This is a genomic window from Methylobrevis pamukkalensis, assembly GCF_001720135.1.
Taxonomy (GTDB): domain Bacteria; phylum Pseudomonadota; class Alphaproteobacteria; order Rhizobiales; family Pleomorphomonadaceae; genus Methylobrevis; species Methylobrevis pamukkalensis.
This window is the reverse complement of sequence record NZ_MCRJ01000104.1, coordinates 1-15,780: the sequence shown is the minus strand read 5'-3', so window position 1 is coordinate 15,780 and position 15,780 is coordinate 1. Positions and strand designations below refer to the sequence as shown.

Here is a 15,780-nt window from a genome sequence, read left to right as displayed (position 1 = left end):
TTGTTCCTTTGACTGGTATGTGGTGCTTTGCATGGCGACCGGTGCCGTCCTCGAAATCTGCGGCTGGCTTGTTGATGTCATCAGGCGACGCAGAGCCGCGCCTTGAAAGGCAGACCGGGGCGGCGAGACGTTGACGCCCCCTCAAACGCAAAACGGGCGGCCAGTGGCCGCCCGTTGCGTCTCCCGGAGGAAAAGTCAGATCACTCGGCGGCGCCGGCCTTGGCCGCGCCTTGGCGGCGGCGGCGTCCGCCTTGGCGGAGGCCACGTCGGCGCGCTGGGCGTCGTTGAGCTTGCGGGCGCGGGCGTGGTGGCCTCAACGATACGGGCCGACTTGCCGCGCAGGTCGCGCAGGTAATAGAGCTTGGCGCGGCGCACCTTGCCGCGGCGCACGACTTCCACGCCCTCGACCATCGGCGAGTAGACCGGGAAGACGCGCTCGACGCCTTCGCCGTAGGAGATCTTGCGGACGGTGAAGCTCTGGTTCAGGCCGCCGCCGTTGCGGGCGATGCAGACGCCTTCATAGGCCTGCACGCGGGTGCGGGTGCCTTCGGTGACGCGCACGTTGACGCGGACGGTGTCGCCCGGGCCGAACTCCGGAAGCACGCGCTTTGCGCTGACGACTTCCATCTGCTCCTTGTCGAGCTCTTCGATGATGTTCATGGCATCTCGCCTTAGGTTGTATCGAACGCCCAGAGCGCCCACGCATCGTCACGCGAATGGGGGCGTATTCGCCGTTCAAGTCGCATCATGTCGGATATGGTGCGGCTCATTACAGGAAGCGCGGCGGCTTGTCCATGCCCGAGTGCATTTTTGCGCGCCGCGCGGCGCCGGTTTCTGCCTCGCGGGCGCCGCGGGGGGAACAAAACGCGGCCCCCGTTCATTGCATCCTGGAACACGCAGGGACGGACACGAGGCGATGTCGCCCCGTCAGGCCGCCCGCGCAGGCCGGACAGCATCCGGCGCAGGCCTGCAGCATTCCGATGCGCAGACCGAAGACAAGACAGGGAGATGGACCCATGAAACGCAACCTGCAGCGCGCCATCAGCGGAGCGCTCGCGGCCGCCATGGTCGCCGGCAGCCTCGTGGCGACCACGGTGCCCGCGGCGGCGGACAAGCGCCGTGACGCCTATATCGAGCGCTACTACGACAACCATCCGCGCGACGACAACTACCGCCGCTGGCAGCGGGACCGCCGCAACTGGCGCGATGACGACTATCGCCGCTGGTACCGCAACAACCAGCGCCGCGACCGCAACGACACTGCGGCGGCCGCGATCTTCGGTCTCGCAGCCGGGGCCATTGCCGGCGGCGTTGTCGGCGGCGCGATGAACAACAGCGCGCCGGTGCGCGGTTCCGGCGCGCCGCCGGCCGGCGGTCACGCGTTCGGCTCGCAGGGCTACTACGCCTACTGCTCGTCCAAGTACCGCTCGTTCGACGCCAGCAGCGGCACCTATGTCGGCTACGATGGCAATCGCCACTACTGCCAGTAACGGCCGGTCGGCAGCCAGTTTGATGTGAGGACGAGGCCCGGAGCGATCCGGGCCTTTTTCAATTGCAGCCGGGGTCTCGGCGCAGGAGATCCGGCCGGCGCTCGGCGGTGAGGCGCTCGGCCATCTGCCGGCGCCATTTCGCGATCCTGCCATGGTCGCCGGAGGTGAGCACCTCCGGGATCGGCCGGTCCTCGAACAGCGGGGGCCGGGTATATTGCGGATGCTCCAGCAGGCCGGTCTCGAAGCTCTCGGTCGTGCCGGACTGGTCGTTGCCCATCACGCCCGGCAGCAGGCGGACCACGCGTCGAGCAGCACCATCGCCGCCGGCTCGCCGCCGGAGAGCACATAGTCGCCGATCGACACTTCCCGAAGACCTCGCGCCTCGATCGCCCGCTCGTCGACGCCCTCGAAGCGGCCGCAGAGGATGACCGCGCCGGGGCCGGCGGCAAGCTCGCGCACGAAGGCCTGGTCGAGCGGCCGGCCGCGCGGGCTCATCATCAGCCGGGGGCGGGGATCGTCCGGCGGGGAGACGCTGTCGATCGCGGCGCAGACCACGTCCGGCCGCATCACCATGCCCGGTCCGCCGCCGGCCGGCGTGTCGTCCACGGCGCGGTGGCGGCCGAGGCCGAAGTCGCGGATCTGCGTCACCTGCAGCGACCAGGTGCCAAGGCCGAGCGCCTTGCCGGCCAGGCTGACGCCGAGCGGGCCGGGGAACATCTCCGGATAGAGCGTGAGGACGGAGGCGGAAAAGGCCACCTCAGGCGCCCGTGTCTGCGTCTGGCGGCGGCGCGCCAGCCTCGTCGAGCAGGCCGGGCGGGGGCACCACCACCACGCGGCGGGCGACAAGATCGACGGTCGGCACCACCTCGCGGGTGAAGGGCACGAACAGCGCGCCCTTGCCCGGCCGGCGCACCTCGAGCAGGTCGCTGGCGCCGAAATTCTGCACGGTGACGATCTCGCCGAGCGTCTCGCCGGCGTCGGTGACGGCGGCAAGGCCGATCAGGTCGGCGTGGTAGAACTCGTCCTCGTCCGGCGCGGGCAGGGCGGAGCGGTCGACGTAGAGCCGCGTGCCGGTCAGCGCCTCGGCGGCGTTGCGGTCGGTGATGCCCTCGAAGACGACGACCAGCATGTCCTTGGCGGGGCGCAGGCGCTTGACGACGAAGCGGTTGCCGCGCTCGTCCTGCAGCGGCCCGTAGTCGCCGATGGCTTCCGGATCGGCGGTGTGCGGCTTGACCCGCAGTTCGCCGCGGATGCCGTGGGCGGCGCCGATCTCGGCCACGAGGATCGGATGGGGCAGCGTGCCAGCCGATGCGGCCATGGCAGGGATCCTTCTCGAAGGCATGGATCACAACACGCAATGCCGGGGGCGCTGCGGCGTCCCCGGCATGTCGCGATCTCGTCGCAGGTGCGCCGCCCCGTCAGCAGGGCGGCGACGGCCTCACTCGGCAGCGGCAGCGGCTTCCGCGCCTTCGCGGCGGCGGCCTCGGCGGCGGCGGTGCGCTCCTTGGCCTTGGCGCCCGGCTCGGCCTTCTTCGGGTTGTTGCGGGCCGGACGGTTGGCGATGCCGGCGGCGTCGAGGAAGCGCATCACGCGGTCGGTCGGCTGGGCGCCCTGGGCGATCCAGTGCTTGGCGCGCTCGACGTCGAGCACGACGCGCTCGGCGCTGTCCTTGGCCAGCAGCGGGTTGAAGGTGCCGATCTTGTCGATGAAGCGGCCGTCGCGCGGCGAGCGGGCGTCGGCGATCACGATGCTGTAGAAGGGGCGCTTCTTGGCGCCGCCGCGGGCGAGACGGATCTTGAGGGACATGGGTTCACTTCTCCTGGGTCTGACGGATACCGGCCGGTCTATCGGCGGATCGCTTCGTGGTGCCGGATCACTTCCCTGACGATGAAGTTGAGGAAGGTCTCGGCGAAGTCGGGATCGAGGCGGGCCTCGCCGGCAAGGCGGCGCAGGCGTTCGATCTGTTGCTGCTCGCGCGTGGGGTCCGAGGGCGGCAGTTCGTGGGCCGCCTTGAGGTGGCCCACCTTCTGCGTGCACTTGAACCGCTCGGCGAGCAGATGCACGAGCGCGGCGTCGATGTTGTCGATCGATCCGCGCAATTCCTTGAGCTGTTCCAGCGCGGCCGCGTCGGCCAGCGCCTTTTCGGCGGCGGTGGTCATCGGCCCTTCGGCCCCTTTCCGAAGCCCGGCAGGCCGGGCAGCTTCGGCAGGCCGCCGCCCATGCCGCCAAGACCCGGCGGCAGGCCGCCGGGGAGGCCCTTCATGGCGTTCTTCATGGCGTCCGGCCCGCCGAGGCCGGCGTCGCGGGCCACCTTGTCGAGGGTGGCCGGATCGACCTGCGACAGGTCCGGCATGCCGCCGCCCATGCCGCCCATCAGCTTGCCGAGCATGCCGCCCTTCTGCTTGCCCATCTTCTTCATCATGTCGGCCATCTGCCGGTGCGTCTTCAGGAGCTTGTTGATCTCCGAGACGTCGGTGCCCGAGCCGGCGGCGACGCGGCGCTTGCGCCGGGCGTCGAGCACGGCGGGCTTGGCCCGTTCCAGCTTGGTCATCGACTGGACGATGGCGATCTGGCGCTTGATGTGCTTGTCGTCGAAGCCGGCGGAGGCGAGCTGACCCTTCATCTTGGCCATGCCCGGCATCAGGCCCATGATGCCGCTCATGCCGCCGAGCTTCTGCATCTGCTTGAGCTGATCGGCGAGGTCGTCGAGATCGAACTCGCCCTTCTGCATCTTCTTGGCCATCTTCGCCGCCTTTTCGGCGTCGATGTTGGCCGCGGCCTTCTCCACGAGGGCGACGATGTCGCCCATGCCGAGGATGCGGTCGGCGATGCGGGAGGGATGGAAATCCTCCAGCGCGTCGGACTTCTCGCCGACGCCCATCAGCTTGATCGGCTTGCCGGTGACGGCGCGCATGGACAGCGCGGCGCCGCCGCGGCCGTCGCCGTCGACACGGGTCAGGACGATGCCGGTGATGCCCACGCGGCCATCGAAGGCCCGCGCGGTGTTGACGGCGTCCTGGCCGGTCAGCGCATCGGCGACCAGCAGCACCTCGTGCGGGTTGGTCTGGCGCTTGACCTCGACCACCTCGTCCATCAGCCTTCGTCGACGGTGACGCGGCCGGCGGTGTCGAGGATGACGACGTCATAGCCGCCGAGCTTGGCCGCATTGACCGCCCGGTTGGCGATCTGCACGGCGCTCTGGCCGGCGACGATCGGCAGGGTGTCGACGCCGTTCTGCTCGCCGAGGATCTTCAGCTGCTCCATCGCCGCCGGGCGGCGGGTGTCGAGCGAGGCCATCAGGACCTTCTTGCGGTCCCGTTCCTTGAGCCGGCGGGCGATCTTCGAGGTCGTGGTGGTCTTGCCCGAGCCCTGCAGGCCGACCATCAGGATCGGCACCGGGGCGACCGCGTGCAGGTCGATCGGCTTGGCTTCCGAGCCCAGCATCTCGACCAGCTGGTCGTGCACGATCTTGACGACCATCTGGCCGGGGGTGACCGACTTGACCACCTCGGCGCCGACGGCGCGGGCGCGGACCTTGTCGGTGAAGGACTTCACCACGTCGAGCGCGACGTCGGCCTCGAGCAGCGCCCGGCGCACCTCGCGCATCGCCTCGGACACGTCGGCATCCGACAGCGAACCGCGACGGGTCAGCTTGTCGAAAATGCCGGAAAGGCGATCCGAAAGGGTCTCGAACATGACGTCACACCTATCGCGAGAGGATGAACCCCCGCAGACATGGGGCCGGGTCGGGCCGTCCGCAAACGAAAACGACATCCGCGGGCGCAACGCGCTGGCGGATGTTGACCTCCGGGGACATGCCCCGGTCGGCGGCTCGCGGACGGACCCTTGCCGGATGTGCCGATTGGCTACACGGCGAGGGGCGGGAAGTCAAGGAATTTGGGCAGGACGCGGCGTGGTCCGGGTGTCCGGATGGCAATCCGTCCCCGATCCGCTCGGGCCGCAGCGTTGTCGTTGATCCATATCAAGGAAGTAATTTTCAAGAATTCTAAACTGAGCAGGTTCCCACGGATGGAGCTCGACGATGAAAACCATGCTTTCCGCCCTCCTGCTTGCGGGAGCGGTATCCCTTCCTGCGGGCGCCTCTGCCGACGTTCTGCGCGATCAGGCGCTCGAGATCTTCAAGCCGCTGCCCTCGACGGTGCCGGCCGTGAAGGACAACCGCATCACGCCGGACAAGATCGATCTCGGCAAGGCGCTGTTCTTCGACACCCGCCTGTCCGCGTCGGGCGTCTTCAGCTGCAACTCCTGCCACAACCTCGCCACCGGCGGCGACGACAACCTCGAGACCTCGATCGGCCACGGCTGGCAGAAGGGGCCGCGCAACGCGCCGACCGTCCTCAACTCGGTGCTGAACGAGGCGCAGTTCTGGGACGGCCGGGCCGAGGATCTGAAAGCGCAGGCCAAGGGGCCGATCCAGGCGGGCGTCGAGATGGCCAACAAGCCGGCGCTGGTCGAGGGAACGCTGAAGAGCATGCCGGCCTATGTCGAGGCCTTCGGCAAGGCCTTCCCGAACGAGGCTGCGCCGGTGACCTTCGACAACATGGCCAAGGCGATCGAGGCCTTCGAGGCAACGCTGCTGACGCCGGCGCCGTTCGACGCCTGGCTCAACGGCGACGACGAGGCCCTGTCGGCGGAGCAGAAGCAGGGTCTTGCGCTGTTCATGGACAAGGGCTGTGCCGCCTGCCACAGCGGCGTCAACGTCGGCGGCCACGGCTACTATCCGTTCGGCGTCGTCGAGAAGCCGGGGGCGAACATCCTGCCGGCCGGCGACAAGGGGCGCTTCGCCGTCACCAAGACCGCGGACGACGAATATGTCTACCGCGCCTCGCCGCTGCGCAACATCGCGCTCACCGCCCCCTATTTCCATTCGGGCAAGGTGTGGGACCTGCAGCAGGCGGTCGGCATCATGGGCACGGCCCAGCTTGGCGAGGAACTGGACGAGGAGGAGGCGCGGCTGATCACGGCCTTCCTCGGCTCGCTGACCGGCACGATGCCGCCGGTCATCTATCCGGTGCTGCCCGCCGAAACCGAGACCACGCCGCGGCCGAGCGCGGCGATCCTGCCCTGAGGGTCGGCAGGCGGGATGCACTCAGCAATCGAGCCACGAAAAAGCCGCCGGGCACAGGTCCGGCGGCTTTGCTGTCTCCGGGGCTGAATCCGGGGCTGGCTTCAGGCTTTTCGCGGATGGTCACAGCATGGCGACGTAGACCGGCAGTTCCTGCAGGGTGCGGACCACCACCATCCGCTTGACCTTGCCGGCCTTGAAGGCGGCGAGGAAGCGGTCGTAGTCCTTGAAGCTGACGCAGCCGTTGGACTGGCCGGACGGGCCGAGCAGGTAGTGGTGCGCCAGCAGGCCGTCGCGGTTGAACTTGTTGACGCCGTCGTGGGGCAGAAGGCGGATCGCCTCCACGCCGTGGAACAGGCGCTCGCGCATCACCATCCGGTAGACGTTGGGCGGCGTCGCCCCCTTGTTCTTGACGGCTACATGGCGCGGATCGTCGATCAGCTCGCCAAGGCCGGAATGGGCCTCCAGCGGCGTGCCGTCCGGCATGAACACGGTCTTCGACGAGATGTCGTAGACGGCGGTGCCGCCGCCGAGACCGGCGAATTTCGGCCGTTCCGGCTCGCGGTCGCCGGAGAACAGGCGGCCGAGGGCGCCGAAGATGCTCTTGCGCTCCGCCGGTTCGTCGGGTCGGGCATAGCCGAGCGCCATGTCGGTCGCGGGCAGCGAGGCGGTGGTGACGACATCGCGCGTCCGGCTGCGGGCCGAGGTCGCGGCAGGGGCGGACGGCGCCGCCGCGGCAACGGTGGTGCCAAGGCCGGAGGGCCGTGCGATCGGCAGGGGCACGGTGGTGAGATCGGCGACGAGATTGGCGTCATCGCCCGCGGCAGTTCGGCGCGGGGCACGGGCCGGGCCTGCGGCACCAGTGCGGCATTCTCGATCTGGCGCCACGGGTCGACCGCTGCGGGCATGTCCGGGGCGGCCATGTCCGGGGCCGCCACGTCCGGGGCGAGGATCGCGGTTTCAACCTCGCCCTCCGGCGCGACCTCGGAGAAGGCCGAGAAGGCGGCGTCGAATGCGGCAGGGTCCCGCGAGGACATGACGGGCGGCGTCACGGCCGCAACCGCGGGGCGTTCGGACACGGCGGCCGGGACTTCGGCCTGGTCGGCCTTGTCGGGACGGGCGCCCGACCGGTCGAGCGGCATCGGGGTGAGGGCGAGCGGGGCAGCGGTGCCGGCCTGCACGCCGGCAGTGTCGAGGCTGGCGATGGACAGGCGTTCCGCGCCGCGATCAAGGCCGACCAGCGCGCCGACCGACAGGAGCAGCACGGCGCCGAAAGCGGCCGCACCGCCGATCAGCGCGCGGCGCAGGCCGGCGCGCGGCGCCTTGCGGCCCGCGGACACTGAGGGCCTGGTCCGGCCGGCGGTTTCATCGAAGGCTGTCTCGGTCAAAGGCTCCACCACGCGCTGACGGAGGGCGCGGCGCGCCGTTCCGAAAGGGATCCTGACGAGCCACGGGCCTGCCGGGCGTTCCCTGCGGGAGGTCCGGCGTCTTCAGGGCCACGGCGCCGGTCGTCACGTGCCGGCGGCGGTCTCGTCGTTGGCCAAGGATCAACGAAGTTGGTAACCACGACCTTTACGCGGATGCGCCTTTCGCGAAAACCCCCCATCGGCCTCCGCCCGCAATTGACCTGCCCGGCGCCGGGCTCAGGCGGCCTCGGGGATCAGGGCCAGCAGGTCGGTGACGCCGACATCGGATCCGGCCTGCGACATCAGGGTGGTGGTCTGGCCGCGGTGGTGGGTCTGGTGATTGAACACATGCATCAGCACCAGGCCAAGCGGCTTCTGTTGGCGCTCGCCGTTCATGCGGGCATAGGCGAGCGTTTGGCCAAGATCCGCCGGTTCGAGGCCGGCGACGAGCCGCTCGAACAGCCCGTCGAGGACGTCGCGCCGCCGGCGCAGGTCGGCGAGGCCGGTCTCGACGATCTGGTCGAGCGCCGTCGGCGCCTCCAGCGCGTCCACCTCGGGGGCGACGCCGGCGCGCGGGATGGCGGGCAATGCGCTTCAGCCAGATCGTGTCGGCGACCACGAGATGGTTGAGCGTGCCGAGGATCGAGCCGAAGAAGGCGCCGCGGTTGCGGGCGATCTCGTCCGCCGGCAGGACGGCGACGCCGTCGTAGACCTTGGCGTTCATCCAGCGATTGTAGGCGGCGAGGAGGCGGAGATTGTCGATCTCGGACATGGTGGATCTTCCGGTGGCAAGCAGGGACCGAATCATCGGCGCAACCGCGCGGTCGTTCAAATGAAACTCCGTGATGGCTGCCATCGCGGATGGTGATGCGGGCAAGCACCACCGCCGCCGAGGGGGCCGCCGACCCGGCATTTTCCTTGACTTCCCCGCGGCTTTGGCCGATGAAGGCTCCGTTTTGCTGAAGAGGTGCCTGTCGATGGCCCGTTTTGTCGCACTGACCTGGGTGATGCGCACCGGGACGATGTCCCGGGCGATGACGCCTGTCACGACGAAAACGACCAAAACGACCTGACCGACCTCTCGCGCCCGCCGTCTCCCCGGGGTTGCGGGGGGCGAACCGGCCGGCGCCTCGGACACCTCTGCCCTTGAGATTTCCGAACCGTCCCGCCGAGCGAGATGCGGGAGACGTCATCGACGGGCAAAGCCCGCCGGCCGCGCGCATGGCGTGGCCCGGGCGGTCTTTGCCGAGGAACAAGGAACGGGACGAATGGGCTACAAGGTCGCTGTCGTCGGCGCCACGGGCAACGTGGGTCGTGAAATGCTCTCCATCCTCGCCGAGCGCGGCTTTCCGGCCGACGAGGTCATCGCGATCGCCTCGCGGCGCAGCCAGGGCCGCGAGGTCTCCTTCGGCGACAAGACGCTGAAGATCAAGGCGCTCGAGTTCGTCGACTTCTCCGAGATCGACATCTGCCTGATGTCGGCCGGCGGCACGATCTCCAAGGAATGGTCGCCGAAGATCGGCGCCACCGGCTGCGTCGTCATCGACAACTCGTCGGCCTGGCGCATGGATCCGGACGTGCCGCTGATCGTGCCGGAAGTGAACGCCGACGCCGTGGCGGGCTTCTCGCGCAAGAACATCATCGCCAACCCCAACTGCTCGACCGCCCAGCTCGTGGTGGCGCTGAAGCCGCTCCATGACAAGGCGACGATCAGGCGGGTGGTGGTCTCGACCTACCAGTCGGTGTCCGGCGCCGGCAAGGACGCCATGGACGAGCTGTTCCAGCAGACCCGCGCCGTGTTCGTGTCCGATCCGGTCGAGGCCAAGAAGTTCCCCAAGCGCATCGCCTTCAACCTCATCCCGCATATCGACGTCTTCATGGAAGACGGCTTTACCAAGGAAGAGTGGAAGATGACGGCGGAGACCAAGAAGATCCTCGATCCGAAGATCAAGCTCACCGCCACCTGCGTGCGCGTGCCGGTGTTCGTGTCGCATTCGGAATCGGTCAACATCGAGTTCGAGCACCCGATCTCGGCCGACGAGGCTCGCGACATCCTGCGCGAGGCGCCGGGCTGCCTCGTGATCGACAAGCGCGAGGACGGCGGCTACGCCACGCCCTACGAGGCGACCGGCGAGGACGCCACCTACATCAGCCGCATCCGCGAGGACCCGACCATCGACAACGGCCTCGCCATGTGGATCGTGTCGGACAACCTGCGCAAGGGCGCGGCCCTCAACGCGGTGCAGATCGCCGAAGTGCTGGTCAACCGCGGCCTGCTGAAGCGCAAGGCCGCCGCCTGAGCGGCTGGCTGTCTGATTTGATGAATCGAGAGGAGGGCGCCGGTTTTCGGCGCCCTTTTTCGTGGGCGGAGCGGGCGGAGTGCGGGCGGCTTCCCGGTGATGACGTGGGGCTTTCCCCTCGTCCTTCGAGACAGCCGCGTTGCGGCTTCCTCAGGATGAGGGGAAAGAGCAACACATTGACGGTGAGATGAAATTTTCGAAGGCCTCATCCTGAGGAAGCTCGAAGGGCTGTCTCGAAGGACGAGGCCGAGGGCGCCGACCTTCGGGGATCTTCCTTGGACTGGTACAGACAAGGTCGCCGAGCGCCGCGTTAACCCGCCATTACGTCCGAGGCGCGACTCTTGAACGGATCGTTACCCGCGGGGCAGAAGGCGCCGCGTGCCCGACAGGAGGTCGGCCCATGCAGATGCTGTCCGCCGGCGCGACGCTGCAGCGTTCCGCCTCGATGCTGATGTCCAGCCTTCCGGGCGCGGGCGCGCCCGCGGTTGCCGCGGCTCCGGCGAGCCCGATCGAGGCGGCGGTCAAGGCCGCGAGCGACACCGCGGCGGTGATCGACAGTCTCGAAAGCGCGCTGGAGAAGAACCGCGACGAGGATGCGCCGCGCGCGTCCGTCACCTATGCCGAGCCCGAGGCGTCGAGGTTGAAGAAAGCGGCCTCCGGCAAGGGCGATGACGAGGCAGCGGGCAACACGCTCGCGCTGACGTCGCTGTCGCTCAGCGCGTCGCAGACGACCATTTCCGCAAATCAGGACGGGGCGAGCGCCACGTCGAAATCGGCGCAGATCGAGGTCACCGCCGAGGGCATCTTCCTTGCGAGTGCCGAGGTGTCGCTTTCGACCGCCACCACGCCCGAGGGGCGGGTGACGACGGGCAGCTATTCCTGGTCGCGGGCCTATCTCGGCAGCGCCGAGGGCTTTTCCCGCTACGCAGACGCCTTTGCGTGACGAGGGACAGGATCGGCAAAAACCCTGTCGGTTGACCGGATCATGTCATTCCCGGCGAGCGAAGCGAGGGAAGGGAATCCAGAAGCCGGCGAATGAATTCCACGGCTGATGTCTGGATCGCCTTCCCATGCCGGGCTGCCGCCCGTCCTGCCGGGGATGACAAGCCGAGAGTCTGTGCCGGCGACTGCCGGTCTCCGCCACCCTCCGGCTCAGCCGCCGCCCTGCCACGCCCTGATCGCGTCCGACGGCCAGACCAGCATCAGGACGTTGAGGGTGAGGTTGTCGCGGATCACCAGCAGCACGCCGATTTCCATCGCCAGCGTCAGCACCACGGTCAGCCACACCGGCAGGCGGGCGGCCAGCGCGAAGCCGAGCGCCATGGCGAGGATGTCGCAGATCGAATTCAGCACGCTGTCGCCGGTGTAGCCCTGGGCGATCGTCGCCTCGCGGTAACGGTCGATGATCAGCGGCGAGTTTTCCAGGATCTCCCAGCCGGCCTCCACCAGGGTTGCGAGGAACAGCCGCGCGGAAAAGCCCATCGGCCAGCGGCGGGAAAGCCACCAGGTGGCGCCGAAGAACAGGAAGCCGTGGATGATGTGGGAGAAGGTGTACCAGTCGGCGATGTGCTGGGAATTGCCCGGTCCGTCGACCGCGCCCTCCCAGAATTTCACGTAGCCGCATTCGCAGATCGGCACCCGGCCCATGGCGAGCAGGATCGCGGCCGTGGCGGCCAGCGCCGCGACGGCGGCAAACAGCCAGACCCCGCCGGTGATCCGCGCGCGCCGCAGGCCCGTCCGTGCGCGCATCATCCCCGGGCCTTCCCTTCGTCCGGCCGGTCGGTCGGCTCCTCGGTCGCCTGCTCGTTCGATTCTGGCAGGGCGTGGCGCATCAGCAGCGGCAGCTGCAGCGCCGAGAACACCAGTGTCAGCGGCAGGATGCCCCAGACCTTGAAGGCCACCCAGAAGTCGGTGGTCTGGGTGCGCCAGACCACCTCGTTGAGCACGGCAAGCAGCAGGAAGAACAGGCCCCAGCGGATGGTGAGCTTCTTCCAGCCGGCTGCGTCGAGGCGGAAGGCGTCCTCGAACACGTAGCCGACCAGCGACTTGCCGAAGGCAAGGCCGATCAGCAGCGTGGCGCCGAACAGGACGTTGACGATGGTCGGCTTCATCTTGATGAATGTGTCATCCTGCAGGATGAGCGTGAGCGTGCCGAACACCAGCACCACCGCGCCGGTGACCAGCGGCATGATCGCCAGCCGCCGCGTCATCAGCCACGAGGCGGTGAGCGCCACGATCATCGCCGCCATGAACACGGCGGTGGCGAGAAAGATCGGCTGGCCGAAGACGCCGAGCGCCGGCACGGCGTCGATCAGGCTCTGGCCGCGCGAGTTGACGAAGAAGAACAGGATCAGCGGCCCGAGCTCGAGGCCGAGCTTGAGCAGCGGGTTCTGCGCCTTGCGCGTGGGGTCGTTCGGGGCCTTTTCCAGCTTCATCTCGTCCACGATCCCTCATGCGGGGTGCAAGTCAAATCAGGACGGGCCATGCACCCGTCCGGCCTTCGCGCGTCGGCCCGGCCACGGAGGCGGCCGTGTCAGACTCCGGCGATCGCTTTGGCAAAATCCTCGGCCCTGAACGGCTCCAGATCGTCGATGCCCTCGCCGACGCCGATGAAGTGCACCGGCAGGCGGAATTTGGCGGAGATGGCGACGAGGATGCCGCCGCGCGCCGTGCCGTCGAGCTTGGTCATCACGAGGCCGGTGACGCCGGCGGTGCGGCCGAACACCTCCACCTGGTTGAGCGCATTCTGGCCCGTGGTGGCGTCGAGCACCAGCAGCGTCGCATGCGGCGCGGTCGGGTCCACCTTGCGGATGACGCGGATCACCTTCTCGAGCTCGGCCATCAGCTCGGCCTTGTTCTGGAGCCGGCCGGCAGTATCGACCAGCAGCACGTCGGTGCCGGTCTCCTGCGCGGCCTTCACCGCGTCGAAGGCAAGGCCGGCGGCGTCGGAGCCGACCTCGCGGGCGACGACCGGCGTGCCGGTGCGCGCCCCCCAGACCTTCAGCTGCTCGATGGCCGCGGCGCGGAACGTGTCGCCGGCGGCCATCATCACGCTGCGGCCCTCGGCGCGGAACTTGGCGGCGAGCTTGCCGATGGTGGTGGTCTTGCCCGAGCCGTTGACGCCGACCACCAGCAGCACGAAAGGCCTTTTCGCCGCATCGATCACCAGCGGCGCGGCGACCGGGGCGAGCACCTTCGCCACCTCCGACGACAGGATCGCCTTGACCTCGTCGGGGGCGATGTCCTTGCCGTAGCGGCCCTTGGCCAGCGCCTCGGTGATGGCGGTGGCGGTGGCAACGCCAAGGTCGGCCTGGATCAGGACGTTCTCCAGCTCCTCCAGCGTGTCGTCGTCGAGCTTGCGCTTGAGGAAGATCGAGGTGATGCCCTCGCCGATCGCGGAAGAGGAGCGGGCAAGGCCGCTTTTCAGCCGCTGGAACCACGAGAGCTTTCTTGCGGGCTCGGCGGCGACGGGTTCGGTGATCGGGGCGGGGGGCGCGACGGCGACGGGCGCGACCACCACCGGGGGAGGCGCCGGCATCACCGGGGCGGGCGCGACGAAGGGCGCCGCAGGGGCGGGCCCGGGCGCAGATTCGGGCGCGCGCTCGGCCACCGGCGATTCCGGCGCCGGCTCCGGCTCCGGCGCGGGGGGCAGCAGGTCACGGGCCGGCACGGGGGCCGGAGCGGCAAGCGAGGGCGCAAGCTCCGGCACCGCCGGCGCTGCCGGCTCAGGGACGGGCTTTGCTTCCGGCTTCGGCTCAGGCTTGGGCGCGGGGCGGCGCTCCTCGATCGGCTCGGGCTCCGGCGAGGGGGCGGGTTTCGCCACCATGAAATCCTGGAGCTTGCGAAAGAAGCCGGACTTCTTGTCCTCGGTCATGCAGATCCTCGGGTCAGGCGGCTTCGGTGCCGGCTTCGGGACAACTATGTGCGCCGGCGCCAGGGGCGGCGGCGAGGCGGGCGACCAGCGCCCGTCCGGTGTGGCCGGTGATCGTGGCTTCGACGATCTCGCCGGGCGCGCCGCCAGCGATCTCGGTCAGGGTGAACTGTTCGGTGCGGCCAAGGCCGGGCTTTTCCACCAGCACGGCGCGGCGCCGGCCGGTCTCGGCGGCAAGATGCGCCAGCAGCGCGACCTCGCCGCGGGCGCGCAGGCGGGCGGCGCGTTCCTTGATGACGGCCTTTGCCAGCTGCGGCATGCGCGCGGCCGGGGTGCCCGGGCGCGGCGAATAGGGAAAGACGTGGAGGTGGGTCAGGCCGCAGTCGTCGACGATCTGCAGCGACTGGCCGAACATCGCCTCGGTCTCGGTCGGAAATCCGGCGATGATGTCGGCGCGAACACGACGTCGGGGCGCAGGCGCCGCACCTCGTCGGTGAAGCGAATCGTGTCGGCACGGGAATGCCGGCGCTTCATCCGCTTCAGGATCATGTCGTCGCCCGACTGCAGCGACAGGTGGAAATGCGGCATCAGCCGCTCTTCCTCGGCGATCGCCGCCATGAACTCCGGATCGACCTCGATGGAATCGATCGACGAGATCCGCAGCCGCTTCAGCGCCGGCACATGGGCAAGGATGCGGCGGACGAGCCGCCCGAGCTTCGGCGCGCCCGGCAGGTCCTGGCCCCAGCTGGTGAGATCGACGCCGGTCAGCACCACCTCGCCATAGCCGTTGTCGACGATGCGCCGCACCTGCTCGACCACCTCGCCCATCGGCACCGAGCGGGAATTGCCGCGGCCATAGGGGATGATGCAGAAGGTGCAGCGGTGGTCGCAGCCGTTCTGCACCTGCACGAAGGCGCGGGCGCGGCCCTCGATGCCGTCGACCAGATGGCCGGCGGTCTCGGTCACGCTCATGATGTCGTTGACGCGGATCTTCTCGCTCCGGCCGAGGCCGAAATCGGCGATGCCGACGTTGGCGGGCGCGTCGCGGTAGACGGCGTCCGACAGCTTTTCCACGTTGCCGACCACGAGATCGACCTCGGCCATGGCGGCAAAGCTGTCCGGATCGGTCTGGGCGGCGCAGCCGGACACGATGATCCGGGCCTCCGGGTTCTCGCGCCGGGCACGGCGGATCGCCTGGCGCGCCTGGCGCACGGCCTCGCCCGTCACGGCGCAGGTGTTGACCAGCACCGCGTCGGTCAGACCCGCCTCGGCGGCCTTCGTCTTCATGACCTCCGATTCCACCGTGTTGAGGCGGCAGCCGAAGGTGATGACCTCGATACCCATTGCAGATGGTCCCGCCGCGCGCGCGGCCTCACGAAAAATCCCACGTCGTCTGCGGGCTATATGGCCGAAAGCGCCGGAAAATGCCAGTGCGCCCCTTCTGTCTCGGGAGGCGGCGTCTCGAAAACCCTTCTCCTTGCGGGAGAAGGTGGCGCGCAGCGCCGGATGAGGGGTCTTCGGCCGATCGGCAGACGACGTGTCCGCCCACCGCGTGACCACGCCGGCGATCGAGACAGCCGAGAGGCCGCGACCCCTCACCCGCCCTTCGGGCACCCTCTCCGCAAGG

General features: G+C 69.0%; 12 protein-coding genes and 6 pseudogenes. 5 read left to right on the top strand and 13 right to left on the bottom strand.

What is annotated here, in order from left to right; genetic code table 11:
* Positions 1-229 precede the first annotated feature (229 nt).
* A pseudogene (rplS, locus tag A6302_RS15745) lies at positions 230-660 on the bottom strand (50S ribosomal protein L19); the annotation flags it as partial.
* Positions 661-1,016: 356 nt separating this feature from the next.
* Here rplS and A6302_RS23135 point away from each other — a divergent pair.
* The gene (locus tag A6302_RS23135; RefSeq protein WP_069307838.1) at positions 1,017-1,490 is read left to right on the top strand and encodes a BA14K family protein; all 474 of its coding nucleotides are present in this window, start codon (positions 1,017-1,019) and stop codon (positions 1,488-1,490) included.
* Between the two features lie 58 nt (positions 1,491-1,548).
* On the opposite strand, the pseudogene trmD reads toward A6302_RS23135, so the two are convergent.
* The 5 genes and pseudogenes from trmD to ffh form a co-directional block, all read right to left on the bottom strand.
* A pseudogene (trmD, locus tag A6302_RS15735) lies at positions 1,549-2,246 on the bottom strand (tRNA (guanosine(37)-N1)-methyltransferase TrmD).
* Position 2,247: 1 nt separating this feature from the next.
* The gene (rimM, locus tag A6302_RS15730; RefSeq protein ID WP_069307837.1) at positions 2,248-2,808 is read right to left on the bottom strand and encodes a ribosome maturation factor RimM; all 561 of its coding nucleotides are present in this window, start codon (positions 2,806-2,808) and stop codon (positions 2,248-2,250) included.
* A gap of 146 nt (positions 2,809-2,954) precedes the next feature.
* Positions 2,955-3,296: pseudogene (gene rpsP, locus A6302_RS21480) on the bottom strand (30S ribosomal protein S16); the annotation flags it as partial.
* Positions 3,297-3,334: 38 nt separating this feature from the next.
* Positions 3,335-3,649: a chorismate mutase gene (locus tag A6302_RS15720; RefSeq protein ID WP_069307835.1), complete on the bottom strand. Its 315-nt coding sequence runs from the start codon at positions 3,647-3,649 to the stop codon at positions 3,335-3,337.
* Positions 3,646-5,186: pseudogene (ffh, locus tag A6302_RS15715) on the bottom strand (signal recognition particle protein). The gene A6302_RS15720 and the pseudogene ffh overlap by 4 nt, the downstream one beginning before the upstream one ends.
* A gap of 346 nt (positions 5,187-5,532) precedes the next feature.
* Here ffh and A6302_RS15710 point away from each other — a divergent pair.
* The gene (locus A6302_RS15710; RefSeq protein ID WP_069307834.1) at positions 5,533-6,579 is read left to right on the top strand and encodes a cytochrome-c peroxidase; all 1,047 of its coding nucleotides are present in this window, start codon (positions 5,533-5,535) and stop codon (positions 6,577-6,579) included.
* 120 nt (positions 6,580-6,699) lie between these two features.
* On the opposite strand, the gene A6302_RS25865 is transcribed toward A6302_RS15710, so the two are convergent.
* The 3 genes and pseudogenes from A6302_RS25865 to A6302_RS26255 form a co-directional block, all read right to left on the bottom strand.
* The gene (locus A6302_RS25865) at positions 6,700-7,464 is read right to left on the bottom strand and encodes a DUF2778 domain-containing protein (RefSeq protein ID WP_342586292.1); all 765 of its coding nucleotides are present in this window, start codon (positions 7,462-7,464) and stop codon (positions 6,700-6,702) included.
* A gap of 755 nt (positions 7,465-8,219) precedes the next feature.
* On the bottom strand, positions 8,220-8,570 hold the full coding sequence (locus tag A6302_RS15695) for a DinB family protein (RefSeq protein ID WP_210183352.1): 351 nt from the start codon (positions 8,568-8,570) through the stop codon (positions 8,220-8,222).
* A 52-nt stretch (positions 8,571-8,622) separates the two neighbouring features.
* A pseudogene (locus tag A6302_RS26255) lies at positions 8,623-8,706 on the bottom strand (hypothetical protein); the annotation flags it as partial.
* A 121-nt stretch (positions 8,707-8,827) separates the two neighbouring features.
* Here A6302_RS26255 and A6302_RS15690 point away from each other — a divergent pair.
* The 3 genes from A6302_RS15690 (at position 8,828) to A6302_RS15680 (ending at position 11,225) form a co-directional block, all read left to right on the top strand.
* Entirely contained in the window at positions 8,828-9,055 is a 228-nt protein-coding gene (locus tag A6302_RS15690; RefSeq protein ID WP_069307831.1) for a hypothetical protein, read from the top strand.
* Between the two features lie 195 nt (positions 9,056-9,250).
* Complete coding sequence (locus tag A6302_RS15685) at positions 9,251-10,282, top strand: aspartate-semialdehyde dehydrogenase (RefSeq protein WP_069307830.1); 1,032 nt, start codon at positions 9,251-9,253, stop codon at positions 10,280-10,282.
* Positions 10,283-10,682: 400 nt separating this feature from the next.
* Positions 10,683-11,225 carry a hypothetical protein gene (locus tag A6302_RS15680; RefSeq protein WP_069307829.1) on the top strand — a complete coding sequence of 181 codons (543 nt, stop codon included), beginning with the start codon at positions 10,683-10,685 and terminating at the stop codon, positions 11,223-11,225.
* Between the two features lie 209 nt (positions 11,226-11,434).
* Here A6302_RS15680 and A6302_RS15675 read toward each other — a convergent pair whose 3' ends face one another.
* From A6302_RS15675 to mtaB, 4 genes and pseudogenes are all read right to left on the bottom strand, one after another.
* The gene (locus A6302_RS15675; protein ID WP_210183353.1) at positions 11,435-12,031 is read right to left on the bottom strand and encodes a DUF2585 domain-containing protein; all 597 of its coding nucleotides are present in this window, start codon (positions 12,029-12,031) and stop codon (positions 11,435-11,437) included.
* On the bottom strand, positions 12,031-12,717 hold the full coding sequence (locus A6302_RS15670) for a septation protein A (RefSeq protein ID WP_069307839.1): 687 nt from the start codon (positions 12,715-12,717) through the stop codon (positions 12,031-12,033). Before A6302_RS15670 ends, A6302_RS15675 begins: the two co-directional genes overlap by 1 nt.
* 98 nt (positions 12,718-12,815) lie before the next feature.
* Positions 12,816-14,156, bottom strand: coding sequence for a signal recognition particle-docking protein FtsY (gene ftsY / locus A6302_RS15665; RefSeq protein WP_069307828.1), 1,341 nt, complete (start codon positions 14,154-14,156; stop codon positions 12,816-12,818).
* 13 nt (positions 14,157-14,169) lie between these two features.
* Positions 14,170-15,497 (bottom strand): annotated as a pseudogene (mtaB, locus tag A6302_RS15660) (tRNA (N(6)-L-threonylcarbamoyladenosine(37)-C(2))-methylthiotransferase MtaB).
* Positions 15,498-15,780: the final 283 nt, after the last annotated feature.

Coding starts and splice junctions, on each gene's coding strand:
- A6302_RS23135 (WP_069307838.1), top strand. CDS start 1,017: ATGAAACGCAACCTGCAGCGCGCCATCAGCGGAGCGCTCGCGGCCGCC.
- rimM (WP_069307837.1), bottom strand. CDS start 2,808: ATGGCCGCATCGGCTGGCACGCTGCCCCATCCGATCCTCGTGGCCGAG.
- A6302_RS15720 (WP_069307835.1), bottom strand. CDS start 3,649: ATGACCACCGCCGCCGAAAAGGCGCTGGCCGACGCGGCCGCGCTGGAA.
- A6302_RS15710 (WP_069307834.1), top strand. CDS start 5,533: ATGAAAACCATGCTTTCCGCCCTCCTGCTTGCGGGAGCGGTATCCCTT.
- A6302_RS15690 (WP_069307831.1), top strand. CDS start 8,828: ATGGCTGCCATCGCGGATGGTGATGCGGGCAAGCACCACCGCCGCCGA.
- A6302_RS15685 (WP_069307830.1), top strand. CDS start 9,251: ATGGGCTACAAGGTCGCTGTCGTCGGCGCCACGGGCAACGTGGGTCGT.
- A6302_RS15680 (WP_069307829.1), top strand. CDS start 10,683: ATGCAGATGCTGTCCGCCGGCGCGACGCTGCAGCGTTCCGCCTCGATG.
- A6302_RS15675 (WP_210183353.1), bottom strand. CDS start 12,031: ATGCGCGCACGGACGGGCCTGCGGCGCGCGCGGATCACCGGCGGGGTC.
- A6302_RS15670 (WP_069307839.1), bottom strand. CDS start 12,717: ATGAAGCTGGAAAAGGCCCCGAACGACCCCACGCGCAAGGCGCAGAAC.
- ftsY (WP_069307828.1), bottom strand. CDS start 14,156: ATGACCGAGGACAAGAAGTCCGGCTTCTTTCGCAAGCTCCAGGATTTC.